Origin of the sequence: Flavobacterium qiangtangense, assembly GCF_042658345.1 — a bacterium.
Classification (GTDB): domain Bacteria; phylum Bacteroidota; class Bacteroidia; order Flavobacteriales; family Flavobacteriaceae; genus Flavobacterium; species Flavobacterium qiangtangense.
Window position 1 is genome coordinate 290,657 of record NZ_JBHSQB010000003.1, and the last position, 26,747, is coordinate 317,403.

The 26,747-nt window shown below is 35.6% G+C and carries 22 protein-coding genes; 7 read left to right on the plus strand and 15 right to left on the minus strand.

The window, feature by feature from the left end; genetic code table 11:
- Positions 1-39: 39 nt before the first annotated feature.
- The 6 genes from ACFPVY_RS01390 (at position 40) to ACFPVY_RS01415 (ending at position 6,252) form a co-directional block, all read left to right on the plus strand.
- Complete coding sequence (locus ACFPVY_RS01390) at positions 40-561, plus strand: PH domain-containing protein (protein WP_379789895.1); 522 nt, start codon at positions 40-42, stop codon at positions 559-561.
- Entirely contained in the window at positions 561-2,075 is a 1,515-nt protein-coding gene (locus ACFPVY_RS01395; RefSeq protein WP_379789896.1) for a PH domain-containing protein, read from the plus strand. Before ACFPVY_RS01390 ends, ACFPVY_RS01395 begins: the two co-directional genes overlap by 1 nt.
- 37 nt (positions 2,076-2,112) lie before the next feature.
- On the plus strand, positions 2,113-3,060 hold the full coding sequence (menA, locus tag ACFPVY_RS01400; protein WP_379789897.1) for a 1,4-dihydroxy-2-naphthoate octaprenyltransferase: 948 nt from the start codon (positions 2,113-2,115) through the stop codon (positions 3,058-3,060).
- An 11-nt stretch (positions 3,061-3,071) separates the two neighbouring features.
- The gene (locus ACFPVY_RS01405) at positions 3,072-3,749 is read left to right on the plus strand and encodes a metal-dependent hydrolase (protein WP_379789898.1); all 678 of its coding nucleotides are present in this window, start codon (positions 3,072-3,074) and stop codon (positions 3,747-3,749) included.
- A gap of 140 nt (positions 3,750-3,889) precedes the next feature.
- A complete protein-coding gene (locus ACFPVY_RS01410; protein WP_379789900.1) occupies positions 3,890-5,098 on the plus strand; it encodes a tetratricopeptide repeat protein in 1,209 nt (402 codons plus the stop codon).
- Positions 5,099-5,217: 119 nt separating this feature from the next.
- Positions 5,218-6,252 (plus strand): o-succinylbenzoate synthase, encoded by a 1,035-nt coding sequence (locus tag ACFPVY_RS01415; protein ID WP_379789901.1) that lies wholly within the window; start codon positions 5,218-5,220, stop codon positions 6,250-6,252.
- 233 nt (positions 6,253-6,485) lie between these two features.
- On the opposite strand, the gene ACFPVY_RS01420 is transcribed toward ACFPVY_RS01415, so the two are convergent.
- From ACFPVY_RS01420 to ACFPVY_RS01440, 5 genes are all read right to left on the minus strand, one after another.
- Entirely contained in the window at positions 6,486-8,768 is a 2,283-nt protein-coding gene (locus tag ACFPVY_RS01420; protein ID WP_379789903.1) for an acyl-CoA dehydrogenase family protein, read from the minus strand.
- Positions 8,769-8,843: 75 nt separating this feature from the next.
- Positions 8,844-9,317 carry a nuclear transport factor 2 family protein gene (locus ACFPVY_RS01425; RefSeq protein WP_379789905.1) on the minus strand — a complete coding sequence of 158 codons (474 nt, stop codon included), beginning with the start codon at positions 9,315-9,317 and terminating at the stop codon, positions 8,844-8,846.
- A 46-nt stretch (positions 9,318-9,363) separates the two neighbouring features.
- Positions 9,364-9,837 carry a hypothetical protein gene (locus ACFPVY_RS01430; RefSeq protein ID WP_379789906.1) on the minus strand — a complete coding sequence of 158 codons (474 nt, stop codon included), beginning with the start codon at positions 9,835-9,837 and terminating at the stop codon, positions 9,364-9,366.
- 1 nt (position 9,838) lies between these two features.
- Entirely contained in the window at positions 9,839-10,516 is a 678-nt protein-coding gene (locus ACFPVY_RS01435) for a peptidoglycan DD-metalloendopeptidase family protein (RefSeq protein WP_379789907.1), read from the minus strand.
- 36 nt (positions 10,517-10,552) lie between these two features.
- On the minus strand, positions 10,553-10,726 hold the full coding sequence (locus ACFPVY_RS01440) for a hypothetical protein (RefSeq protein WP_379789908.1): 174 nt from the start codon (positions 10,724-10,726) through the stop codon (positions 10,553-10,555).
- Positions 10,727-11,027: 301 nt separating this feature from the next.
- Here ACFPVY_RS01440 and ACFPVY_RS01445 point away from each other — a divergent pair, with 301 nt between their 5' ends.
- Positions 11,028-11,588, plus strand: a complete 561-nt coding sequence (locus ACFPVY_RS01445) for a hypothetical protein (protein ID WP_379789909.1) — start codon at positions 11,028-11,030, stop codon at positions 11,586-11,588.
- A 31-nt stretch (positions 11,589-11,619) separates the two neighbouring features.
- Here the strand turns inward: ACFPVY_RS01445 and ACFPVY_RS01450 are convergent, their stop codons facing one another.
- From ACFPVY_RS01450 to ACFPVY_RS01495, 10 genes are all read right to left on the minus strand, one after another.
- Positions 11,620-12,054: a MepB family protein gene (locus tag ACFPVY_RS01450; protein WP_379789910.1), complete on the minus strand. Its 435-nt coding sequence runs from the start codon at positions 12,052-12,054 to the stop codon at positions 11,620-11,622.
- A 27-nt stretch (positions 12,055-12,081) separates the two neighbouring features.
- The gene (locus tag ACFPVY_RS01455; protein ID WP_379789911.1) at positions 12,082-12,354 is read right to left on the minus strand and encodes a hypothetical protein; all 273 of its coding nucleotides are present in this window, start codon (positions 12,352-12,354) and stop codon (positions 12,082-12,084) included.
- A gap of 23 nt (positions 12,355-12,377) precedes the next feature.
- Positions 12,378-13,016, minus strand: a complete 639-nt coding sequence (locus tag ACFPVY_RS01460) for a Rossmann-fold NAD(P)-binding domain-containing protein (RefSeq protein WP_379789913.1) — start codon at positions 13,014-13,016, stop codon at positions 12,378-12,380.
- Between the two features lie 104 nt (positions 13,017-13,120).
- Positions 13,121-14,203, minus strand: coding sequence for a glycosyltransferase family 9 protein (locus ACFPVY_RS01465; protein WP_379789914.1), 1,083 nt, complete (start codon positions 14,201-14,203; stop codon positions 13,121-13,123).
- A 312-nt stretch (positions 14,204-14,515) separates the two neighbouring features.
- A complete protein-coding gene (locus tag ACFPVY_RS01470; protein WP_379789915.1) occupies positions 14,516-16,921 on the minus strand; it encodes an alpha-ketoacid dehydrogenase subunit alpha/beta in 2,406 nt (801 codons plus the stop codon).
- A gap of 217 nt (positions 16,922-17,138) precedes the next feature.
- A complete protein-coding gene (locus ACFPVY_RS01475; protein WP_379790261.1) occupies positions 17,139-19,880 on the minus strand; it encodes a gluzincin family metallopeptidase in 2,742 nt (913 codons plus the stop codon).
- Positions 19,881-20,145: 265 nt separating this feature from the next.
- A complete protein-coding gene (locus ACFPVY_RS01480) occupies positions 20,146-20,871 on the minus strand; it encodes an LOG family protein (RefSeq protein WP_379789916.1) in 726 nt (241 codons plus the stop codon).
- A 24-nt stretch (positions 20,872-20,895) separates the two neighbouring features.
- Entirely contained in the window at positions 20,896-23,727 is a 2,832-nt protein-coding gene (gene uvrA, locus ACFPVY_RS01485; RefSeq protein ID WP_379789918.1) for an excinuclease ABC subunit UvrA, read from the minus strand.
- Between the two features lie 133 nt (positions 23,728-23,860).
- Entirely contained in the window at positions 23,861-24,814 is a 954-nt protein-coding gene (locus ACFPVY_RS01490) for a Fic family protein (RefSeq protein WP_379789920.1), read from the minus strand.
- 58 nt (positions 24,815-24,872) lie between these two features.
- Entirely contained in the window at positions 24,873-26,693 is a 1,821-nt protein-coding gene (locus ACFPVY_RS01495; RefSeq protein WP_379789921.1) for a chloride channel protein, read from the minus strand.
- Between the last annotated feature and the right edge of the window lie 54 nt (positions 26,694-26,747).

The following is a 26,747-nucleotide window of genomic DNA, read 5'->3' on the forward strand; positions in this document are numbered from 1 at the left end:
GTTCTACCTTGAGCCTTTCACCCAAAACCTAAAACCTTAATGGAAAACTTTACCAACGAAATTGTAGATATAAATTCACTTCCCAAATTCGAGGAAGTGAATTTTTCTCCTTTACATAAAAATTACCACAAAGTAGTTTACATCAATATCGCTATCACGTTGCTTTTATTTGCAATTGCAATCGGCGTTTTGATTTTCACAATTAAAGAATTACAAAATACAACGTCTTATTTAATCTCCGGAATTTCGTATTTTGTTTTTGCAACAATTGTGTTTTTTGCGAGCATTGCCAGCGTAAAAAAGCGCGGTTTTGCCATCAGAGAAAAAGATATTTTGTACAAAAGAGGATTGATTTCAACAACAACCACAATGATTCCGTTTAATCGAGTTCAACATGTGGCTATGCACGAAGGCGTTTTTTCAAGGATTTTTAATTTGGCGCAAATCCAAATATTTACCGCAGGCGGAAGTACAAGCGATGTAAAAATCTCTGGAATTGAAAAGGAAAAAGCAGAAAACATCAAAGAATTATTGATGCAGAAAATACAAAACCACGTTTAATGCAAATCGATTTTAAAATCCCACAAAGACAATCCATTTTGGGAATTGTCATCATGTTTGCCGATACTTTTCAAAGTGTTGTTCGGGCAATGTGGGCGCCATTACTGATTGTTTTATTCAAATTAGAACCTGAAAAATACATTATTGTAGGTTTAAGTTTTATCGGAATTGTGATTTTAGTGGCTGTAATTGCCTTTTTGCAATATCGAAATTTCACCTTTTTTCTCGATGAAGACAACCAAGAATTCATTTTGAGCAAAGGAATTTTAAACAAAAGCCGAATCAATATCCAGCTTTCAAAAATCCAGCAAGTCAACATTAATCAATCCATAATTCAGAAAATTGTTGGCGTTTATAGCCTAAATATCGACACCGCCGGAACCGATAAAAAAGAAATCAGTATTCGCGCGATTGACCAAGATTTGGCTTTAATTCTAAAAGAAAGATTACTCGATTATGATAACAAAGAAGAAGTTGTTTTAGACGAAAATCAAGAGATAATTACAAATGAAAATAGTATTGTAAAGCCCTTTATTAAAATAAGTTACGCGACGTTATTTAAAGTAGGAATTACATCAAAATACGGCAGAACAATTGCCATTTTAATTACATTCATCGTCACTTTGTTCCAAACATTTAAGGATGCTGTCGATACTTTTGAATTAGACGAATCACAAGTCGATTCTGTCTTTGAACAAGGTCTTGGATTAATGTCGGCATTGATTTTAATTTTGGGACTTCTGATTTTAGTTTTATTGATAAACATCGTCAGAACGTTCATCAAACATTTCGATTTTGAGATTGTAAAACAGAAAAATTCGCTTGTGGTGACTTCCGGATTATTAGCTAAGAAAAACACGCTATTAAATCCTTTAAAGGTTCAAATCACTTCTTTTAGTCAGAATTTCTTCCAAAGAAAATTCAAGATTTTAGACATGAATATGAAACAAGCTTCGAACAGCGAAGTGGAAGACAAGCAGAAAAAAAGCAATGTCATTGAGGTTCCGGGCTGTGATTCAGATGAAAGAAATGAAATATTGAAAATCATTTTAGGAAAAATCCCAGAAAAAGGCCAGGAGTTTGTTCCAAATTTTCGCTACCTGATTTTCAGAATTCTTTTCGCAGTGATACTTCCAATTGGCCTTTTTTCTGTGCTTTCGTTTACAGTTATTGACGATTTACAGTTTTATTTACCGCTGATTTTTGTATATTTAGGACTTATTGGAACCATGATTTACTTTGGATATAAAAATTACAGAATGTATTCAAATTCAGAATTTATCATCTTAAAACACGGCGCTTGGGATGTGGAGAACGAAATCATCCAGCCTCATAAAATTCAAGGAATTACGACCAAACAATATTTTTGGCACAAAAGTTCAGACGTCGGCCACCTGACTTTACACACCGCTGCCGGCGACGTTCACTTTCATTTCGGAAATTTTACCGAGATAAAGCAGCTGGTCAATTATTGGCTCTGTCAAGTGGAGACATCTACCGAAAATTGGATGTAACTTTGCAAAAGAAATTATTTACGAATAAACACTAAAAATGAAACATTGGGTTGAAGCAGCGCGTCTGCGAACGTTACCGCTGTCGGTATCAGGAATAATTGTAGGAAGTATGTTTGCGTTGGCTTATCCAACCACAAATATCTTAACGCCAACAGAAGTTTTTAATTGGCAATTATTTGGTTTTTCGATACTTACGACACTTGGCTTGCAGGTTTTGTCGAACTTCGCAAATGACTATGGCGACGGAATGAAAGGCACTGATAATGAAGACAGAATCGGTCCAAAACGTGCTATTCAAAGCGGTGTAATTTCTCCAGAAGCAATGAAACGCGCCATAATTATCACGTCAGTTTTGACGTTTATTTCGGCTCTTTTATTGATTTATTTTGCCTTTGGCGAAGCATATATTTGGTATTCCGTCTTTTTTATAGTTCTCGGATTATTGGCAATTGCGTCGGCAATTCGTTACACAGTGGGCGACACGGCTTACGGTTACAGAGGTTTTGGAGACTTTTTCGTTTTCGTTTTCTTCGGATTGGTAAGTACTTTGGGCGTCAACTTTTTATATTCAAAAGAAGTCGATTATAAATTACTTCTTCCGGCAATTGCAGTTGGATTTTTAAGCGTAGGCGTTTTAAATCTCAACAATATGCGCGACGAAGCTTCTGATAGAAAAGCAGGAAAAAACACAATTGTGGTAAAAATCGGTGGTGCAAAAGCAAAAATCTATCATTATTTCTTGATAATTTCGGCAATGGTTTTGGTTTTGATTTTCGCAATCTTAAAAGATTTCAACTTCGACCAATACATTTTTCTAATCGCTTATTTCCCGTTAATCAAGCATTTAATCACCGTTTCAAAAAATACAGAGCCAAGAGCTTTAGACCCAGAATTGAAAAAATTAGCGCTCAGCACATTCCTTTTATCGGTTTTGCTTTCGCTTTGCATGATCTTTTTCTTTTCAGATATTATTGTAAATAGTTAAAAATTAAGCATATGAAAATCACATTTTACGGACAGTCAAGCTTGGGAATCGAAGTCGCAGGCAAAAATATCATAGTTGATCCATTTATTTCTGCCAACGAAATGGCGAGTCACATCAATATCGACGAGCTTAAAGCAGATTATATTCTGGTGACGCACGCGCATCAAGACCACGTTTTAGATGTGGAGGCAATTGCAAAACGCACTGGCGCGACAATCGTTTCCAATGCAGAAATTGCAACATATTACGAGAAAAAAGGATTTAAAAGCCATCCGATGAATCACGGCGGAAGCTGGAAATTTGACTTCGGAAGCGTGAAATATGTCAGCGCAATTCACTCAAGCGCCTTTCCAGACGGGACTTATGGTGGAAATCCTGGAGGTTTTGTGATTGAAAGCGAGCACAAAAACGTTTACATCGCCGGCGACACCGCGTTGACTTTTGACATGAAACTAATTCCGTTGCGTACAAAGTTGGATTTGGCGATTTTGCCAATCGGAAACAACTTTACAATGGATATCGACGATGCGATAATCGCTTCAGATTTTGTAGAATGCGACAAAGTTTTAGGCTGTCATTATGATACTTTTGGATACATCAAAATAGATCACGAAGAAGCTAAAAAGAAATTTTTCGACAAAGGAAAAGACTTGATGTTGCTGGAAATCGGAGCTTCTTTAGAGCTTTAAAAAATTTTTTTTTGAGCGATTGGCTCGGGCTTTTTCAGCATACCATTTTCCTGCTGGTTGGCGGTATCTTTTATTTTTTAAAGAAAAAAATAAAAGGATACTCACCACCATCAGGGCTATTTAGTAAACCATTCCATAAAATGTCTACAAAAAAATTCTTGCTTTTAATTGTACTTTTTATCTCAAAAACCACTTTTGCACAGCAAGACGGCTATTGGGACAAAGATCGCGCGACTACAAAAGAAATCATCGTCACGGCAGGCGATAGAATGACTGTAAAAACAGAAGAACTCCCAACAGGAACAACTGAAGTTATTTACAGAATTACGTTGCTTGATGAGAATCAGCAGATGGCAAACAGCTTGGTTTCATTATTAAAAGCTATTCCAGATCCATACGGAATCGGGCAAGGTTCAGCAGGAGCCGTTTTTTTAATGTCGAAGGTTTCTGGCGATGATAAATGCAGGTATGCAATATTCTCAAATGATAAATCTGCCGCAGAATATCAAAAATACGGAAAAACGACAAACGCATGTTTGACCCAAAACACGCCATTAAGTAAAGACGCAAAACGATTAACGATTGATAAAACGACCTGTTTTTCAACTGAAAGCGAAACAATTTGGTTTGGTTTTGAAAGCCAAAACTGGATCATGAAGCAAAAAATTGTTTTAGAAGTTGTTCCTTGGGTTGACACGAAGCTTAATAAAGGTTGGAATCTTGAAAACCGCCAAACAATTTTAAAACAAATTAAAACTTCTGAATTAGCCAAGAAAATGATTAATTCAGATGATTTTTCGCTTTGCATATTAGAAAAATTGCAATCTAAATTTAAGTTCAAAGAGTTTCAAAATCTATTGGTCATCGAGAAAGCAAAGAGCTTAAAAGATTTCGGAAACGCCTGTCTTTCTGAAAAACCAGCAAATAAATCTATTTTAACAGCAATTCGATTAGACGCACAACAACTATTCAAAAATAAAAAATACGACGAAGCTATTGACTTAATCCAACTTGGAGTAATCGATAATGGAAACGCGACAGTTTTAGATTACAACGCGTTAGGTCAGTATTATTTGTATTCAAGACAATTTGACAAAGCTTCAAAAGCCTTGAAAGAAGCTGAAAAAATAGATAATTCAGAGCTTTTGGTTCAGTTGAATTTGGCGCATTTGTATTTGTTGAATGACGATTATAAACAAGCAAAAGAACTCCACAAAAAATATAAAACCCAAAATATAACTTCAAAAGTAAGCTGGGTTGAAAAAACAAAATCAGATTTTGCTGAATTGCAAAAAGCAGGTTTTAAGAATGATGGTTTTGAAAAAATTTTAAAATTGCTTGAAGATTAATTTAAGCACCTGCAAGGTTTTCCAAACTTCGTAGGTGTTCGTAGTAAAAGCTATCAAAATACCTACAAGGTTTTATAAACCTTGCAGGATTATGACTTTCTGCGTAAAACTATTAAAAAATGAAAGCTTCTTACAAAAAATATATCCTTGATTTTAAGCGACCTTCAGGAACTTCTCGAGGCGTGATGACTGAAAAAGAAACTTGGTTTCTTATTCTGGAAGAAAACGGCAGAAAAGGAATAGGCGAGTGCGGGATCTTGCGAACCCTGAGCGCCGACGACCGACCTGATTATGAAGAAAAACTACAATGGGTTTGCGATAATATTGATTTAGGAAAAGAAAAACTTTGGGAATCTTTGCTTGAATTTCCTTCCATTCAGTTTGGTGTGGAAATGGCTTTTCAATCTTTTGAAAGTGAAAATCCGTTTGTTTTATTTCCTTCAGAATTTACAAAAGGAGAAAAAAATATTCCTATAAATGGATTGGTTTGGATGGGCGAACCAGCTTTTATGAAAGCGCAAATTGAGGAGAAATTAGCGCAGGGTTTTGACTGCATAAAATTGAAAATTGGAGCGATCGATTTTAATAAAGAATTAGAATTATTACGCTTTATTCGACGAAATTACGACGCTAAAACTATTGAAATTAGGGTTGATGCAAACGGCGGATTTACTTCAAAAGAAGCTTTAATAAAACTAAATCAATTATCTGAATTTGAATTACATAGTATTGAACAACCAATACAGAAAAACCAGACTGACAGTATGTCAGAGTTGTGTAAATCGACTCCTTTTCCTATTGCTTTGGATGAAGAACTGATTGGTGTTTTTAATTACTCAGAAAAAGAAGAATTGCTTCAAAAAATCAAGCCACAATATATCATTTTAAAGCCAAGTTTGGTTGGCGGATTTCGTGGGTCAAGCGAATGGATTGCGCTTGCAGAAAAGTACAATATTGGGTGGTGGATTACTTCAGCTTTAGAAAGTAATATTGGCTTAAATGCGATTGCGCAATGGACATTTTTACAAAATAATCTGATGCCTCAAGGTTTGGGAACAGGCGGACTTTATACCAATAATTTTGATTGTCCGTTAGAAGTTAAAAATGGTGAATTGATTTATAATCCAGATTTGGATTGGAAGGTTTCTTTTTAAATCTTTTTTGAACGCTGATTTTGGCGGATTAAACGGTTTACCGCATATTTTTTTAGGTGTAGTTTATCGCCAAAGATTGGCCCAGAAGATTACAAAAGTGCCTAAAGCTTCTCAAATAACCCTGATGGTGTGATTGTCTGAGCTCTTGCTTTTGCGCTAGAAAAAGCAAAGCAAGTCACACCAGCAGGAAAATGGATGGCTAATTTTTTACTGACCAATCGTTTCAAATAAAATTATTTTTTCGTGATAATCGGTGCGCTCAAACAGCTTTCGGGAATATTATATGCGTTCACCAACGGTACCGCATTTTGGCGAATTTCCCAACATAATTGGTTGACAGCCTTTCTGATAGCCTTGGTTTTAACGCCTTCCATATAACCTTGTTCGAGATACCAACTTGCATTTTTTTCGATTGTGGAAAGTGCATAAAGTTGGCACAATTTCGTCAAAATTGTCTTTAAACCTTCGTCTTTTGTGCTTGCGATTTGATTTTGGAATTGTTCTAAAACGACTCTTTCCAGATAAGCCTGACCGACGTTTATCAAATGATGTTGCGCGATATTGAAAGCGTCAAATGAATCTAAACCACTGTCTAGCAATTTCTTAATTCGTTTTGCAGCAGAAGCTAAAATTTCTTTTTCACGAAATTGAAAAGCATGCAGATGAAATTCGTTGTCAACGAGATGATTTTCGTCAGTGTTTCGTGTGGCAAACGGATTTTTATAAGTTATGGAGGTTTTCGCTTGATCGACAACGTAGTTAAAAAGGCTCAACGCATTCATTTCTCCAAATTGATTTCTGAATTCTGAAAGGCGATTTTTGGCGACCAAATTCATCAAAACGGTATTGTCGCCTTCAAAAGTCGTGTAAACTTCGGTGTCATTTTTTAGCGCGCCAAAGCGGTTTTCAGATAAATAACCCTTGCCACCACAGGCTTCACGGCATTCTTGAATCGTGTCGCGCGTGTTCCAGGTGGAGTATGCCTTCATACCGGCGGCAAGCGCTTCAATTTCTTGCATTTCGGCTTCTTTTCGGTTCATAAAACGTTGTGTGACATATTGCAACGCAAAATGAATCGCGTAAGATTTCGCCAAATAGGGCATCAATCTTCGCTGGTGCATTCTATAATTCAAAATTGGGACTTCAGAACCGCCTTGCGGACCGAATTGTCGGCGTTGATCGCCATAACGAACGGCAATCGTCAACGCAGATTTTGCTGCAGCCAAAGCCGAACGAGGAATCCCGATTCTGCCTCCGACTAAAGTTCCCAGCATCGTGAAAAAACGTCTGTTGTCGCTCGCAATCGGACTTTCAAATTCTCCTTTTGAATTTACAGAAGCGAATCTATCAAGCATATTTTCCTTTGGAATAACTACATTGTTGAAATAGATCACTCCATTATCCACGCCGTTTAAGCCCATTTTGTGACCGCAATCTTCAATGGAAATTCCGTCCAAAACGTTGTTTTTCGAATCACGAATTGGAACTATGAAAGCGTTCACGCCGTGGTCTTTTCCGTCGATAATTAATTTTGCAAAAACAGTAGCCATTTGACCGTCACGCGCGGCGTTTCCGATGTATTCTTTTCGGGCTAATTTATGTGGCGTATTTACCGTAAAAGTTTTGGTTTTATGATCGTAAGTTGCTGTGGTTTCCAGTGATTTTACATTTGAACCGTGGTTGGTTTCAGTCATTGCAAAACATCCGGGAAGCTTTAAAGTTCCCACGTCTTTCAAATATTTTTTATAATGTTTTTCAGTTCCAAGCGATTGAATGCTCATTCCCCAAAGCCCAAATTGCACTCCGAATTTAATGACCAAACTAAGATCGTGGTAGCTCAAGGTTTCCATAATTGAAAAATAAGCTTCTACATCATCTTCACCGCCGTGTTCTTTTGGATAAGCCGTGGAACCGAGTCCTTCTTTGGCCAAAATTTTGCACCATTTCAAAACTTTTTCACGATAAACTTCAATGTCTGTTGATTCTTCGTATTTGAAAGTCGGTCGACTGATGATTTTTTTGACTTTGTTGATGGTTTCAGCTTGACTTCCGTCTAAGATTTCGGTGAGTTTTTCTACCTCAAAAGTGGCTTCTGTAGCATATTTTGAAGTAATCGTGTCGTGTCTTTCTTTGAAAGCAAAAACCGCTTCGTTGCTGATAATTCCTAATGATTTTTCTAATTCTTGCAGGAAAAAATAAAGCTTTTTTAATTTTTCAGTATCGATTTCTGGATTTTCTAGCAAAGCTAATTTTACGGCGACATCAGTTAACAATTCGTCATCGCTGTCTTCGTTTACGCCTTTTGAAATTATCTCTTTCCAATCGCTAATCTCAGTTCTAGAAGGTGGATTTTCGACATTTATTTTGGTAAAAAGTGTTTCTTTTTCAGATTTTGTAAGCCAATTTTGAGAATTGATCGCCTCTTTCATCGTGTTCATTTCTGTTTCTGTCAGCACGTCGTCAAACCACGAAATGTAAAATAAAGGCAGAAAAGAATGTAGTAGTGGATTTGCCATAATTGAAAATTCTAAGAATTGTGTTTCCTTAAAATTAAGCAATTACAGCTTGTTTGGATTTAAATGTATGTTAATTTACGGATTTTTTTGTTGGTATTTTCTTAGAGATTCCAAAGCTTGTTTCTGAACTTTTTTACGAAGAAATGATGTCCAGCCTAATAATAATCCGGTTGTTCCCAAAGCTTGTTTTGACCAATTATAAAAATCAAAATTGTCTGTATGCTTAATAATCAGTCCATCTTTGAACTCAAAATAAGCCTTTATTTTATTCACAACATTTCGGTTGGTTTTTGAAAAGTGATATTTCGCAACCCATTTTGCAGTACCGGATCTGTCGTTTGCTTGAATATCTGAAAACGAAATTTCCAAGTTTCCTTTGGCGCGTTCGATCAACATGTGCCACATATCAGAAGCGTCTTTTCCTTCTAATTTTCCAAACGCAGGATCTTCAAAAACAATGTCAGGATGATAACAGCTGGCCATTGTTTCGGCATTTCCTTCCGCGAAAGCGGCGTAAAATTCTTCTATGATTTGTTCGTTGGAATTCATTTTCAGGTAAATTAGAAACTAAAAATAGTCAAAAAAACAATGCAAATTACGGTACGTAAACATCAACCCAATCCGTAGATTTTATGGCTGAAACTTTATTTTCCTCGTTCATTGTTACTTGCAATTCTTTCTGCGTAAATTTTCGTTGATATTCAGCTTTGTATCTGAAAATTTGAGTGTTATCAGTATTGTTTTTGACAACTTCCACTAATTTGATGTCTTTAAATTGGCCATATTTTAAAAGATATTTTTGGCAAGTGCTTGATAATCTTTCCAATGTGGTGTTTTGGATGACTTTGTCTGTCGCTTCTTCTGTGGTAAATGGTTTAAATTTTGAAGTGTTGCACGTGTTCAAGATTCGTTTTCCCAAATCATACGCTTTTGATTTCAACGCCGGATTCACTTCTTCAGAAGCTAAAACCTCGATTCTGGCTTTTTTTGTTGAAGCTGTGGATGACGATTTTGACTTACACGCACTTAAAGTTGCGATTGCGATAATTACTAAAAATAGTTTTTTCATTTTAATTTATTTTTAAAAGTAGGTTGGGATCTGGGCAGTTTTCTAAGTAATAATCTAATTTATTTTTACTGCAAACACCTGGATAATCGCCAGAGTTTTGGTCTAAGTTTTTTATGATTTGAAAATGCAAATGTGGCGAATAACCTCCGTTGACTTCAGCATTTCCAAGTGTTCCAAGTTTTTCTCCTTTTTTAAATTCATCGCCAATTTGCAAATTCGAGATGCTTTCTAACGAAAGATGCCCATATAAAGTATAAAATTTTTCTTCCTCAAAAAGATGTTCCAAAATAATTGTTGGGCCATAATCTCCGAGTGAATTATTGAAATTGAAGCTGTGAACATTTCCGTTTAACGCTGCAGTAACTTCAGTTCCTTCCTTGGTCCAAAGGTCTAAACCGATGTGAATATTTCTTTCATCAAAATCTTCGCCATTGAAAATTGTACTTCTTTTATACAAATTCCGAACTTCGTTATAACCGCCAAAAGCGACAAGTGCGTTATTTTTTTGGAGATAATCTTCAATATAAATTTCAAATTTTTCAGCATCGGCCAACAGTTCTTTATTCAAATCTGGATTTTTATCAGAAAGATCAATCGTCACATAGTTGTCATAAGAAATTGTCGGTTCAATGACTTTTACATTTTCCAACTGTTTTAAAAATTTTTCGAAAGGAGACATTGGTTCGTTATAAATTATAAATAATTCAGCTAAAAGTTATTGGTTTTTTGGATCAGAAGTTTCCACAGGTGAACCTGGAGCCACGGTTTTTGGTTCTGGTTTTGGCGTTGGATTGTCAACTGGGGGCGTTTTTGGAACCGGCTTTGGTGTTTCTCTGCAGGAAATAAATGCAACTGCGATTATTCCAAATAGGATTACTGACTTTTTCATCTGAAATGATTTTGTGGTAATTTCAATTTTGAATTTACGCTTTTTAAAAATTGCTACCTAAAAAAGTCACTATTTTGACATTTTATTAAGATTCTCAAAACAAAATCATTGTCTAGAACATCCAAAATTTAATTTCCAATGTTAAGAATTGCCTCATAAGTAAAACTTAACATTGGCGAATACTTATTTATTGTAGTTTTGCTAACGTTAAAATAACATTAAGATAACAGTTAATATACCTATCGACTTTTACGTTATTTAATAAAAAATAAAAATCTATTTTAATAAATTAAGAAATTATATGAAACAGCCTGCCAAAAAAGAGTCTGATACAACTCAAGAAGTTTCTCAAGAAGCGAAGCCTAACGAATCTGTTAACGTTGTTAAAAATGCTGAAAATAGTGCCGACACGACACAAACTAAGCCAAAACCAGTTCGTAAACCAAGAGCAACGACAACTGCAAAAACTGTAAAGCCCGTTGCAAATAAAGCTATCGAAGAAGTCGTGAAGGAAGAAGAAGCTACAGTTCCCGCTGAAATTAGCACAGAAGAAACGCAAGAAGTTAATTCGGAAAGTACTGAAGAAGTTAAACCGAAAAAAGATAAATCTGATAAAAAGAAAAACAAAAAGATGAAAGAAAAGGAAAAAGAGAAGAAAGCGAAATTGAAGGCTAAAGCAAAAAAGAAAGAAAAAAAGGCTAAAGAAAAAGAAAAAGCGAAGTCAAAAGCGAAAGCGAAAGCCAAAAAAGACAAGGCGAAAAAGCAAAAAGCAAAAGATAAGGCTAAAGCAAAAAAGAAAGAGAAAGCAAAGAAAAGAGCTAAAGCTAAAAAGAAATCAAAAGCGAAAGGAAAAAAGAAATAATTGAAAACCGATGTTTAAAAGCATCGGTTTTTTATTGCAGTTTGGTGAAATATTCTAGTTGCCATGTTTGGGTTTTGATTGCCTGTTGATTTTCTGCAATATCCCAAGGTGGATAAACTCTAATTGCGCGTTTTCCTTCTTTTTTATCTGTAAAAATTCCTTTTTCTATGAGTACTTTTTTTGGAAAAATAAAGTGACCAAGATTAGCATCTTTTTGAACGGCAATAATTACAAATTCAATGGCATCTGAAACATCAAAAGGTTGAATTGGACCGTTATTTTCTCTTTTCCAAAGAGTTACAAACTGGCCAATTTTCTTCGGAGTTATTTTTGCGAGTCTAAATTTGGCTTTATTTCCTTCAAAATTTATATCACAAGCAACATATTCTGAGCTTTCTTTTTCAGGAATGAAATCAGTAATGTTTATATTATTTTCAGCAAAGTAATTTTTCCAAAAATCAATCATCTGTATCAAAGTGCGTTTTGTTAATAATCAGCGATAATTATAAGATAAAGCTCTCACGATCTTTGCGATTGCATTATCAGACAGCTCATAATTTTCTCGAATAAAACTATGACTAGCCTTGCAAGATAGCACCAAGTCATAATCCCTCCAAAATTCCACACCGCTTACTTTGTTCCAAAGTTCTTCAAATTTTTTTGATTCATCGACACTCAATGCTTTACTTTTTAATATTGTTTCGCGAAAAGTCCAAGGTTGCGACCAATTATCAAATGAAAGAATTGTGTTCTCTAAATTTTTCATAATAAAATTCAATTTTAAGAGTATTAAATTTTCTTAATTTCATCAGAAAGATAAATTGTTATTCCAGGTTTTTTTATTAAAGTTACCGCCATTATTGCCCTTCCGATTATTTTTGCGTGAATTGGTCTGTAGTTTTTTAAAGATCCAACGAACAGCGGACTGATGATTTTTATAATTGCAAGTCCTACTTTTTCTCCAAATCTTTTTTCCTTTCGCTTTCCGTCGATGATTGACGGTCTGAAAATGGATAGGCTTTCAAAACCAATATTTTGCATCGCAATTTCCATTTTTCCTTTAACTTGATTATAGAAAAATACTGAATTTTCATCAGCTCCCATCGCAGAAATTACGGCACTTATTTTGCAACCATTCTCATATAAATTCTTCGCTAAATAAACAGGAAGTTCGAAATCGACTTCTTTAAAAGCTTCCTTTGAGCCGGCTTTTTTTATCGTAGTTCCTAAACAACATATAAAAGCGTCGGCTACAACTTTAGAAGTCAATTGGTTGTCTATTAGAATTACTTCTTCTAACTTTGGATTTTTGATTCCGGTAGATTTTCTTCCGATGGCAATAACTTTTGTGATTTTGATCTGAAGTAAAAGAAAATCAAGGCAATAACTTCCTGTAAGGCCTGTCGCGCCCGCGATTGCTACAATCATAACTTGGGGATTTTACTTAAAGTTAGTCATTAGCCATAAAAAAAGCCGGAATCACTTCCGACTTTAAGAATATTTTATGCAATGTTGAATCAAGCGATTTTTATCTAAAAACTAATTTGCGTTTCCATAAAAACAACCATTCGAAGACCGATGGCCATAACTCCGGCGGCCACTTTCATAAAATCTTCGACTGAACAATTGCAAGTTTTGATCGCTACACTATTATTGTTGTATGGTTCATAAACTTCCGGTTGAGAAATCGAAAATAGTCCAACGGTTGGCGTTTGAACTGAGCTTGCCAAATGCATTATACCGCTGTCTGCGCCGATGAAAAGTTCTGTGTTTGCGATCAAAGCGCCAATTTCGCGAACATTTTTGCTATAAAACGTCGGCGCTTTGAAATTTATTCTCGAAATATTTTCTATTGGCAGCACTTCAATAATATTATAATCTGGATATTTTTTTAGCAATGCGTCATAGAAATTTTCCCACCATTCTTCAGAATAACACTTATCGCCAGTTGCATTGGTAAAAATACAGATAGTTTTTTTGTCATTTTTTACAATTTCTTGCAAAGCATTTTTACCAAAGTCAATTTCCGAATCAGTCAGTTTTAAATCTAAGGAAGGAATTGGTTTTTCATTCAAAGGAAATCCTAGCGCAGTTAAAAACATTCTGTAATTGTAAACAGGATATTTGGCAATGTGCTTTTCGTCATTACACTTTTGTTCTCCAAATGGATCACCAAAAAATTTGAGTTTTGAATTTGAAAATTGCGTTGAAAGACGTCCAGACGAAGAATTTTTGGTAACATTAATTACCAAATCATATTTTTTTCTTCTTAGAGAAATCCAGCTGGCAATATATTTCGCTAAATTCTTAAAAGGTCTTTTTGGAAGTTGGATAATTTTATCGACGTTTTTATAATTTTCAAAAAGGGTGGGAGCCAGTCCGCCTTTTACCAAAAGGTCAATTTTGCAATTTGGGAAAGTGTTTGAAACGTCTTGTAATAAAGGTGTAATTAGCAATAAATTTCCTAAGCGTCCATTTGGTCTGCTAATTAAAATTCGGTTGATTTCGGGTAATTCGCCAAATTCATTTTTGATTTTTGATTGCTTGCCAATATTTTTGGTCAAACCTTGCATAAATTTCCTCCTAATGTGGTTTATTTTCTTTGGAACCTTCATTTTGCTTAACTATAAAATTTTAAATATTCTGAAACATCAAGCTAAGCAACTCGATAATTCTGGAATTTTTTTGGAATTGAATTTACAAAGGGGATAAATTCTTATCACAATATAGAAAGAAAAATAGAGCGAGATGGTTAAGGAAAAGTGAAGATTTATGGTAAATTTGATATAAAAATGGAACAAAAAGCACTTTAACGGCGCTTTAATTACTGACATTTAAGTCAAACCGTGTAATTTCTTTATTTTCAAATATTTTTGGATAAAAAAATCCCAATCGAAATTGGGATTTGATTTTTAAAATAAGTTTTTTTAGAACAAATTTGGATATTTTGAAGGATTAACTTCGCTCATAATTGCATAAACTTTTTCATAAATATCTTCAACAGAAGGTTTTGAAAAATAATCACCATCGGTTCCATAAGCTGGTCGATGTGGTTTTGCAGCTAAAGTTTCTGGTTTGCTATCTAAGTGTTTGTAACCATTTTGAACGTCTAAAATTTCTTGTAAAATATAAGCAGAAGCTCCACCAGGAACATCTTCGTCAATAACCAAAAGTCTATTGGTTTTGGCCAAAGATTTTACTATATCATGATTTACATCAAACGGAAGCAATGATTGAATATCAATAATTTCTGCATCAATGCCAATTTCTAACAATTCTTTTGTCGCCTGTTCTACCAAACGCAATGTCGATCCATAAGAAACTAAAGTTATATCTTTTCCTTCTTTCAAAGTTTCCACAACACCAATCGGAGTTTTAAATTCACCGATGTTTGTTGGCATTTTTTCTTTCAAACGGTATCCATTTAAGCATTCAACAACCAAAGCCGGTTCGTCAGTTTCTAATAAAGTATTGTAAAAACCTGCCGCTTTTGTCATATTTCTTGGAACCAAAACGTGAATTCCACGGATGGCGTTGATGATCATTCCCATTGGAGAACCTGAATGCCAAATTCCTTCTAAACGGTGACCGCGAGTTCTGATTATTAAAGGTGCTTTTTGCTTACCGCGAGTTCTGTATTGCAATGTGGCCAAGTCATCACTCATGATTTGAATTGCATATAAAAGGTAATCCAAATATTGAATTTCGGCAATTGGGCGAAGACCTCTTAAAGCCATCCCGATTCCTTGTCCCAAAATTGTTGCTTCGCGAATTCCAACATCGGCAACTCTGTGTTCGCCATATTTTTCCTGCATTCCTTCCAAACCTTGGTTTACATCGCCAATGTTTCCGGCGTCTTCACCAAAGATCAAAGTTTCTGGATATTTGCTAAAAATCGCATCAAAGTTATCGCGAATGATTAATCTTGCATCAACTTGTTCCGCAGATTCATCATACGTTGGAAGCACTTCTTTTACAGAAAATACATTTTTGTCAGATTCTGAAAATAAATTTGAACTGAATTTTTTCTGAATCGTTTCAGTATAATTTTCAATCCATTTTGCCAATTGATTTCTGCTATTTTCTTTTACGATGATTCGTAGAACTTTTCTAGCAGTCGTCAAAATATCTTTACGAATTGGTTCTTTTAATCCGGCTAATTCGTTGCTATATTTTTGTATAAAAACTTTGTTGTCGCTAGAATCTGCAATAGTTTCCAATAAAGCCACCAATTCTTTTTGTTCTTTTTGAATTGGTTCTACGAAAGCATTCCAAGCCGCTTTTTTTCCTTCCAAAACTTGCTTTTTGATAGTTGCTTCCATTTCATCCAATTCTTCTTGCGAAGCCATATTGGTAGCAATCATCCACAATTTCATCTGACGAAGACAATCAAAATCAGCTTCCCAAGCCAATCTTTCTTCGTTTTTGTAACGTTCGTGCGAACCAGAAGTGGAGTGACCTTGCGGTTGCGTCAATTCTTGAACGTGAATTAAAACCGGCACGTGTTCTTCTCTCGCAATCTGCGATGCTTGCTCATAAGCTGTGATCAAAGCTGGATAATCCCAACCTTTAACGCGAATGATTTCGTATCCTTTATTATCTGAATCTCTTTGAAAACCTTTTAAAATTTCAGAGATATTTTCTTTTGTAGTTTGGTGTCTTGCGTGAACAGAAATTCCATATTCATCGTCCCAAACGCTCATTACCATTGGCACTTGCAAAACTCCGGCAGCATTTATGGTTTCAAAAAACAAGCCTTCAGAAGTACTTGCGTTTCCAATGGTTCCCCAAGCAATTTCGTTTCCGTTGATGGAGAAATTCGTTTTATTATTGATTCCGGTAACGTTTCTGTAAATTTTTGAAGCTTGCGCCAAACCTAATAATCTCGGCATTTGCCCAGCAGTAGGAGAGATGTCAGCACTTGAATTTTTTTGCATTACCAAATTTTTCCAAGAGCCATCTTCGTTCAAACTGTGCGTTGCAAAGTGTCCGCCCATCTGACGTCCCGCTGACATTGGGTCGTGCTCAATATCCGTGTGCCCATACAAACCGGCAAAAAATTGCTGGATTGACATTTGACCAATTGCCATCATAAAAGTCTGGTCGCGGTAGTATCCTGAACGAAAATCTCCGTTTTTGAACGCTTTTGCCATTGCCAGTTGAGGCACTTCTTTTCCGTCACCAAAAATTCCGAATTTTGCCTTTCCTGTCAAGACTTCGCGTCTTCCTAAAAGGCTACATTCTCTACTGGTTACGGCAATTTTATAGTCATTAAGTATTTCTGTTTTGAAATCTTCAAACGAAAGTTCTTTTTTGGAAGCTATTTGTGTCATAAATGAAATTTCTTGTATGTAAAACAAATTTAATCAAATATCCTTATAAAACAAAATAGCGATGATTTAATTATGTGCAATCGATTTGCAATATGAAGTAATTTCAATGAAAGATAATCAGCAAAATTGATTTAAAATTGTTTTAAATGTAATTTTAAGGCAAAATAGCACGAAGTTGAAATTATAAAATCAGGAAATTTAGAATACTACAATTTTATTAGAACCATTTTCTTGTGAAAAGGTTTGTCAGCGTTTTTGGGCTAATTGTAATAATAAATCGAATTTTTTCATTGTAGTTTGGTTGTGAAATTTCCCAGCCGTTATTCGAATAAATAGGGAAATATAGCTCAAAATAATCGGTCACCAGATTTAAACGAATTCCACTGTCATAAACAAAATCGGGATTGCTGGAATGGTCTTTTAAAAAACCGATATCGCCATAAGCTTCAATCCAATTCCAGATGCTGACGCTTCCGTTTAAGGTTGTCATCCATTGACTGGCAAAGGGATTGGCCAATTTCGACTTAAAACCGCCTTCAGAAATAATGTACTGCTGGCTGAACAATCCGGTGCTTTCTGAACGTCCCAAATAGTTGTAATCAAACAAATAATCGGTCGGTCGGTCCAACGCAAAACTAAAGAAATCGGTGTCGGTTTTATTGTAAATAAAAGTTCCGGCGAATAAACGAAGATTCACTTGCCTGTTGCTGTCAAAAAGTTTTCGGTACTCAATTTCTGTCGCTAATTTCCCAAATTTTCCGGATAACTGAAGGTCGGTATTGAAATTAAAATGATTGGTAACTTCTGTTTTTGTATTGAAATATTTGGCATTGAAAACCGTGTAATTTTCGGTTCTTTCCACGTCATACATCGACCTTTCACGTTCCACAATCACTTGCCTGAACTGAATTGCCTGTTTTCTATTGTCACGAAAATCGGGCTCACGAATTCGCATCACTACCGAAGGTGTCAATTTTAAATAAGTTGCATCGGGCGCGTAATGAAAATACGAACCGCCAACACCGTATCGTATATTGTAAAGGTTTGAATCTCTGTTGTTTTGGTTCACGCTCAAGCCAAATGACCCAGAAAGCGACTTTGTTTTCGACGAATAAATTGGGTTGATGTCAAAAGTGAACGGCTTGTCTAAAATCGTCTTGTTGTGAAATCGGATTCCCGGAGAAATTCCGTCGTATAAATTATAAGTAATCGAAGGAACATAAAGAATTTGGTTGTAATAAGGGTCTTCCAAATCCTTCATAAAATTAAATTTTATCGGACGATTTTGCGATAAAAAACCTTTGAGCGATTTCCAATTATTTCTAAGATTGTATTCGGGAACTTCGTTTTTATAATTCAGGATGATTTTGTCCGCATCGTGCCTTGAAACGGTAAAAGTCGAGTCATTTTCAAATCCGTCCAGCCATTTTTTAAACACGACTTCACCTTTTTTTACACCAAAAATAGGAATTGGGACAACAGCATTTGTTTTGTTTCTAACAGTAAAAGTCACGCTGTCTTTGGTTTTTGAAACATCCGTGAATTTGTAATCCACAATATCTCTGGAATCAATAATTGTTTTGAAAAACCAATTAATGTCTTTTTTAGCGTTTGATTTCAAAACAGTTTCCAAGTCATTTCTTGTAGTCAATTTCTGCTGATTCAAACTATAAAATTGCTGAATGCTGTTTTCAACAATGTCGTTTCCAAGATAGTTGTCTAAATATTTCAAGCTCAATCCAGCGCGGTATTTGCTTGCAATTTGTTCGTTGAATTTAATCAAAGCTGTTTTTGGGTCGCCCAGCGATTGGTCTAAATTTTTTCGAGCCATCAGCATATAAAAATAGCTGTACTGCTCGTTAAAATCAATCGTTGTCAAATTATAACTTTTCAGCAAACGCCACTGCGCTACGCGACCCATCATCTTGCTATCCGGATGATTTTCTTCGATATATTTCATCATCGCATAAATCTGGATTCCGTCGTAAACCCAGTTGTCATAACGCGGATTCAGACGTAAAGAAGTCTTGAGGTAATTATTCAGATACGTCTTTAAAAATTTAATTTCAAACAAAAATTCATCTGAAAAAGGACTGATAAAAGCCGGAAGCTGATTCAATCCATAAAACGGACTTCTTTCATAATCTGCCTGCGAAACCGTGATTTTTTCGTGAGGATATTGCCCAATATTTTCATTGACATAATTCACAATTCGGTCAATGACAATCGCCTTTTGAATATCATCCAAACGATTTTCTTTCATATTGGTTTCAATATTTACAACGCTATTTTTATAGCTGTAAAAAGTGGTCTTTGGCTCTATAAATAAGTTGAAATCACTACGATTTTTTCCGGATAATTCATAAGTTGAAATCGTACCTTTTTTAACGCTAATTTCGTTCAAGTCTGAAGTTGCCTGAAGATTTTTTGGCACTTTCAATGAAATTTCATAATCGGCAATTCCGTTAGAAATGTCATCTAAATTATTGTTGCTGTATTTTAAAAATTCGTGATTTTCAAAGCGGGCGGGAGTGAGGTACCAGTTTTTTAAATTGAAATTTCCGTTATCGTCCCAGCCATATTTTGTAAATCGGTCTTTTGGAAATTTTACGACGTAAGTCAATTTCAAAATTACCTTTTGATAAGGCGCCAATTTCTCGTTTAAATTCACTTCAATCACATCAGGATGCTTTTCAAAGCGATGCCATTTTAAGAACGATTGGCTTCCGTCGATGATTGTAACATTGCTTGTATTTCCTCTTTCGCTGTCTTTTGCCAGATGAAAACTACGAACAAATTCATCCGAAAATCGTTTTGCGAAAGGCGTATTTTTATCAGAATAAGCTTGGTTCCAATCGTTTAAAATTATCGAAGAAATCGTGTCGCCAGATTGATTATAAAATGTAATTTCTTGCTGGACATACGCTGATTTTTCTTCATCGTTAATCTCAACATTCATTTTGATATGATGTTGGGCATTTCCTTTTAAAGAAAATAAACTCACGAAAAGCGCGAGGAAAATTTTTAGTATTGTATTCAAGCAGTTTTTTAAATTATATACGGTAAAACGTTTAAACAAGTTTAGTTATAATTAGATACAAATCCTAATAAAGGTTGCTTTAGATTTATAAAAAGAAAAGCCGTCGATGAAGACAGCTTTTGGTATTATTATGACAGCGATTTAAACTTTGCAACTTAGTCGCTTTGCAACTTTGTAACCCTTTTTAAAAATTCGGGCTCAAATTGTATTTCTTGTAGAAATTATCCAAAACCGTCAAAACTTCGTCTTCATTGTCCACAATTTTAATCAAGTCCATATCGCCAGGAGAAACGTTTGCATATTTTTCAATTAGCACAGTTTTTACCCAATTCATTAAGCCAGACCAGAAATCTCTTCCTACCAAAATGATTGGGAATTTACCAATTTTCTTAGTTTGGATTAACGTAATCGCTTCAAATAATTCGTCTAATGTTCCAAAACCTCCCGGCATAACCACGAAACCTTGCGAATATTTCACGAACATCACTTTTCTTACGAAGAAATAATCGAAATTCAAGTTTTTGTCTTTGTCAATATAAGGATTGTAATGCTGTTCAAATGGCAATTCGATGTTCAAACCAACAGAAGTTCCGCCACCTAAATGTGCGCCTTTATTTCCCGCTTCCATAATTCCAGGACCACCGCCAGTGATGACTCCGTAACCTGCTTTACTGATTTTATAAGCAATTTTTTCGGCCAATAAATATTGCGGGTCGTCCGGTTTTGTTCTGGCAGAGCCAAAAATAGAAACACACGGACCAATTCTTCCCATTGTTTCGTAACCGTTCACAAACTCAGACATAATTTTAAAAATTGCCCAAGAATCGTTACTTCGAATTTCGTTCCAAGTTTTTTGTTGTAATTTGTCTTTTATTAAATCGTCTTCGTTATCGAAAATCTCTTTTTTCATCTTTCTTAAATTTTTTTCAGCCTGCTAAAGTAATTCTTTTTTCAAGAATTTGGCAGTGTAGCTTTTTTTATTTTTAGCAACTTCTTCCGGAGTTCCTTTGGCAATCAGCTGTCCGCCACCTTTTCCACCTTCAGGACCAATGTCGATGATGTAATCGGCAAGCTTAATTACGTCCATATTATGTTCAATAATCAAGACCGTATTTCCTTTATCGACCAGTTTTTCAATGACTTCCATCAAAACCCGGATGTCTTCAAAATGCAAACCTGTTGTGGGTTCGTCTAAAATATAAAACGTGTTTCCGGTATCTTTTTTGGATAATTCTCCAGCCAATTTAATTCGTTGCGCTTCTCCTCCAGAAAGCGTCGTACTTTGTTGACCAAGAGTGATATAACCCAAACCAACATCTTCTAAAGCTTTGACTTTTCTGTAAATTTTTGGAATATTTTCAAAGAAAGGTACGGCTTCTGCAACGGTCATATTTAAGACATCAGAAATCGATTTTCCTTTGTACCTAATTTCCAAAGTTTCTCTGTTAAAACGCTTTCCTTGACACGTTTCACATTCCACATAAACATCTGGAAGAAAGCTCATTTCAATTGTTCTCACGCCCGAACCTTCGCAGGTTTCACATCTTCCGCCATTCACATTAAAGCTAAAACGTCCCGGTTTATAACCACGAATCATTGCTTCAGAAGTCATCGTAAACAAACTTCTTATTTCTGAGAAAACTTCGGTATAAGTCGCTGGATTTGAACGCGGTGTACGCCCGATTGGAGATTGGTCAATATCAATAATTTTGTCAATGTGTTCCAAACCTTCAATCTTTTTATAAGGCTGTGGTTTTTTTACGCCATTGAAAAAATGTGCATTTAAAATCGGATACAATGTTTCATTAATCAACGTAGATTTTCCGCTTCCAGAAACTCCTGTCACGCAGATTAATTTTCCTAAAGGCAATTCAATCGAAACATTTTTTAAATTATTTCCAGTTGCTCCAGTCAATTTCAGGAGTTTTCCATTTCCTTCACGACGTTTTTTCGGAACAGCAATTTCCATTTCGCCGTTCAAATACGAAGCTGTTAGAGTGTGTTCTTTCAATAATTCTGCAGGCGTTCCTTTGCTGATAATCTGTCCGCCATATTTTCCTGCTTTTGGTCCGATATCAATCACATAATCAGCGCGTTCAATCATATCTTTGTCATGTTCCACTACGATTACAGAATTTCCGATATCGCGTAATTGTTCCAAAGAATGAATCAGTTTTTCATTGTCTCTTTGGTGCAAACCGATACTTGGTTCGTCTAAAATATATAAAACGCCAACCAACTGCGAGCCAATTTGCGTAGCCAATCGAATACGTTGCGCTTCACCGCCAGAAAGCGATTTCGAACTTCGGCTCAAAGACAAATAATTCAAACCAACATTCACCAAAAAGCTCAATCTCGACTTGATTTCCTTTACAACTTCAGAAGCAATTTTTTTCTGTTTTTCATTCAAATCTCGGTCTAATTCTTCAAACCAAACAGCCAAATCAGAAATGTCCATATCGGTCAATTCAGCAATATTTTTGCCGTTGACCTTAAAATATAATGACTCTTTTTTCAAACGAGAACCTTCACAAACCGGACATTTAACTTCGTCCATAAATTCTTTTGCCCAACGTTTTATAGAAGTGGAACCGCTTTCGTCAAATTGATTTTTGATAAAGCTAGAAATTCCTTCGAAATCAATTTTATAGTCTTTGGTAACACCTAAAGTCTTGGAAGAAACCTCAAATTTTTCTTTTCCGCCGTGCATAATTACTTCCATCGCTTCCGCGGAAATTTTTTCCACTGGGTCAGTTAATTTGAATCCAAATTTCTCTCCGATAATTTCCAATTGCTTGAAAATCCAAGAACTTTTATATTCTCCCAAAGGTGCGAAACCGCCTTGTTTTATAGACAATTTCGGATTTGGGACAATCTTTTTCATATTAATTTCATTAACAGTTCCAAGTCCGTTACAGCTGTCGCAAGCACCTTTTGGCGAGTTGAATGAAAAATTATTTGGCTCCGGATTTGGGTACGAAATTCCAGAAGTCGGGCACATCAAATTACGACTGAAATATCTGGCTTCCTGTGTATCTTGATCGATAATCATCAAAATATCTTCACCATGATACATCGCAGTTTTGATACTTTCGGTCAAACGTTTGTCGTTTTCTGGTGTATTTTCAATCAACATTCTGTCTATAACCGTTTCAATATCGTGCGTTTTATAACGGTCCAATTTCATTCCTGGCGTAATATCTTTGATGTCGCCATTGATTCTGACTTTTAAAAATCCCTGTTTGGAAATTTGTTCAAATAACTCACGGTAATGTCCTTTACGTGAACGAATTATCGGAGCCAAAATATTGATTCGCTTTCCTTCAAAATTCTCAAAAATCAGCTGTTTGATTTGTTCATCGCTATAGCTTACCATCTTTTCTCCAGTCACATAACTGTAAGCGTCGCCGGCTCTTGCGTAAAGCAAACGCAGGAAGTCATAAATTTCTGTAATGGTTCCAACAGTCGAACGCGGACTTTTGCTCGTCGTTTTCTGTTCAATGGCAATTACGGGAGAAAGTCCGTCGATTTTGTCTACATCAGGACGTTCCAAACCGCCAAGAAATTGTCGCGCATACGCAGAAAAAGTTTCGATGTAACGACGTTGACCTTCGGCATAAATCGTGTCAAAAGCCAGTGAAGACTTGCCAGAACCCGAAAGTCCGGTAATCACAACGAGTTTTTCACGAGGAATGGTAACGTCTATATTTTTTAAATTGTGAACGCGGGCGCCCAAAACTTCAATGTTATTTTCAGTATCTAGCATAGATTTTTTGCAAAATGCAAAGGTACAGCTTTGTAATCTAATTTTAGTTAAAGATACTTGCCCAAAAACTTAAATTTGTGTCAAAGAAAGTATTGAGAAGTGAGTTTTTAGAATTAAAAAAAAACGCAAACAATTATCGTTTGCGTTTTCTGTTAGTCATATAATTTTCGATTGCATCTTTTGTGGTGAGCCAATTTCGGCCTTCTTTGTAAGCGTCTATTTTTCCTTGTCGCGCCAAAAGACTGACATATTCTTGACCATAAGGAAAGTTTGGTTCTTCGACAATATTGCTGATTTCCTGAAAGTTATAATCATTATCAGGAAGCGAAGTCACATAAATATTCAGCGTTCGTTCAAGCGATTGCGACATCAGCAAAGTCAGTTTTTGGTAATTTCCTTTATTGGCTTGATTCAGCGCGTCATAATATTTCTTTCTATCATTTTTTAAAATAATCGCCGGCGGAAAACCCTTTCGCATCAATAATAAGTTCATCGCGAGGCGAACCGTTCTGCCGTTTCCATCAAAAAAAGGATGAATCCAAACGAGTTTATGATGAAAAATGGTAGCCAACTCAATATCGTTCAAGCCAAGCGGATTTTCATTCACAAAAGCAATCAATTCATCGAGCAAATCTGAGACTTTGTTGGCATTTGGCGGAACAAAATTGGCTCCGGTAATTCGAACGCCAGCATTTCTAATTCTTCCGGCAAAATCATCCTCAATTGTTCGTAAAACCAATCCGTGGAGCGAAAGAATATCAATGCTTCTCAAAACATAATCTTGGCTTACAATTTCATACAAATAATCAACTGCTTTATCGTGATTTTTTGCTTCGAAATGTTCTCTTAAAGATTTTCCTTTAACGGTAATTCCTTCTTGGATAACCATTTGCGTTTCGCGAAGGCTCAAAGTATTTCCTTCAATGCTGTTTGAATTATAAGTCCATTCGACGGAAAGTGTTTCCTTGATTTTCTGTAAAGCGATGTTTGGCAAGGGTCGGCTTTGGTTTAAGACGGCTTGTTTTTCATACAATCTTTCAAAAGTTGATTGCATTTCTTTGCGATATGTTAAGTCAATATTCCACATACCACAAAGATATAATTAATATCGGATAATTCAAAATTTATATCTATCCGATATTAAGTTATTCGATGACCATTTCTTTGAGTCTTTTTCTATAGGATTCCAAGACTTCGATTTTTGAAATAAATCCGAAATATTTATCGTCTTTTAAAACCGGAAGAAATTCGCAATGGCAGGTTTCAAACTTCTCCATTACGGTTTCCATTCCTTCTTCTACAGAAATTACCTCTTGCGGAATGGTCATGACTTCTTGAACTGTAGTATATTTTATTCGAAATGGATTAAAGACTATCGGTCTTAATTTTTCAAATTCGATAACACCCAAAAGTTCGTTTTTAGCATTCACAACCGGATAAACTTGTTGTCGTGAAGTTGTCAAAAGTTCTACTAAACTTTCCAATTTATCTTCCAAACGAATTGTTTTATATTCCGAATTGATATGACTTAAAATGTCAATATTTGAAAGGATATTTTTGTCTTTATCACTTGTAAAAACGTCACCTTTGTCAGCCAAATGTTTGACATCCATCGAATGCGGTTCCAATTGTTTTGAAACAGCAAAACTTATAGAAGACACAATCATCAACGGCACCATCAAGCCATAACCGCCCGTAATTTCTCCGATAAGGAAAATTGCAGTCAAAGGCGCGTGAAACAATCCGCTCAAAATTCCGGCCATTCCAACAATTGTAAAATTTCCGACAGGCAGTTCTCTTGTAAATCCTAATAAGTTGAAAAATTTGGCTACAAAAAAACCAAGATAAGAACCAACAAAAAGAGAAGGAGCGAAGTTACCTCCGTTTCCACCGCTTCCTAAAGTCAATCCGGTCGCGTAAACCTTTAAAAGCATTGTAATTCCTACGAATAATAACAGAATCCATTCACTACTTTTATATTCAGAAAGCAAAGTATTGTTTAAAATAGCTTGCGGATTTGTATTTGCAAGCGTCTTGATACTTTCATAACCTTCTCCAAAAAGCGTCGGAAAAAAGAAAATCATTACCGCTAAAATACAAGCTCCGAACAATGCCTTTTTGTACGCGCCATTTTTAAACCTTGAAAAAAAGCCCTCAATTTTCTGGAAGTTTCTCGCGTGATAAACAGAAACTAATCCCGCTAAAATTCCAAGAATTATATAAAAAGGAATATTATGATAATCAAAGGTTTGTTGCTTTTTGAAAGACAAAAGAACATCCTCATTCAGCACAATTGTGGAAATCAAAGCGCCAGTTGCGGCAGAAATCATAATAGGGATAAAAGCGGTAATCGCAACATCGGTTAAAACTACTTCAATTGCGAACAAAACTCCTGCAATTGGAGCGTTAAAAGCAGCTGCAATTCCGGCAGCTACACCGCATGCTAGAAGCAAAATTCTGTCTTTTTGGGAAAGTCGATATTTTTGGGCAAAATTCGAACCAAAAGCAGCTCCGGTAATTGTAATTGGTGACTCCAAACCAGCAGAACCGCCGAGTCCTACAGTAAGGGAGCTTGTTATGATTTGGGCATACATTTGCTTCCTTGGTAAAATTCCGCCTTTTTTAGCTACGGCATATAAAATTCTTGAGCTTCCTTTTTCTAGTCTTCCGTTCAAGAAATTTCTGATGACAAAAACGGTCAGCAAAATTCCGATTATTGGCAAAATACTATTAATGAAAGGAAGTTTCAAATATCCGTTGATGTAAGTTGCAAAAACAAAAACAGAATGCGCAAAAGCTTTTAAAATAATCACGGCAAACGCACAAGAAATCGCAACGACCACGCAAGAAAGATATAAAAAGTGTCTTTCTGAAAGAAAATCTTTGGCGATAAAAAATAGCGCTTCAAATTTCTTGGAAATTTTTTTAAAAAATACTTGTGTGCGAGAGGGTTTCTTGTGAGACATTTAACTTGAAAAACGTTAGGAATAAAGTGCTAAAATACGATTTTTGTTAAAATT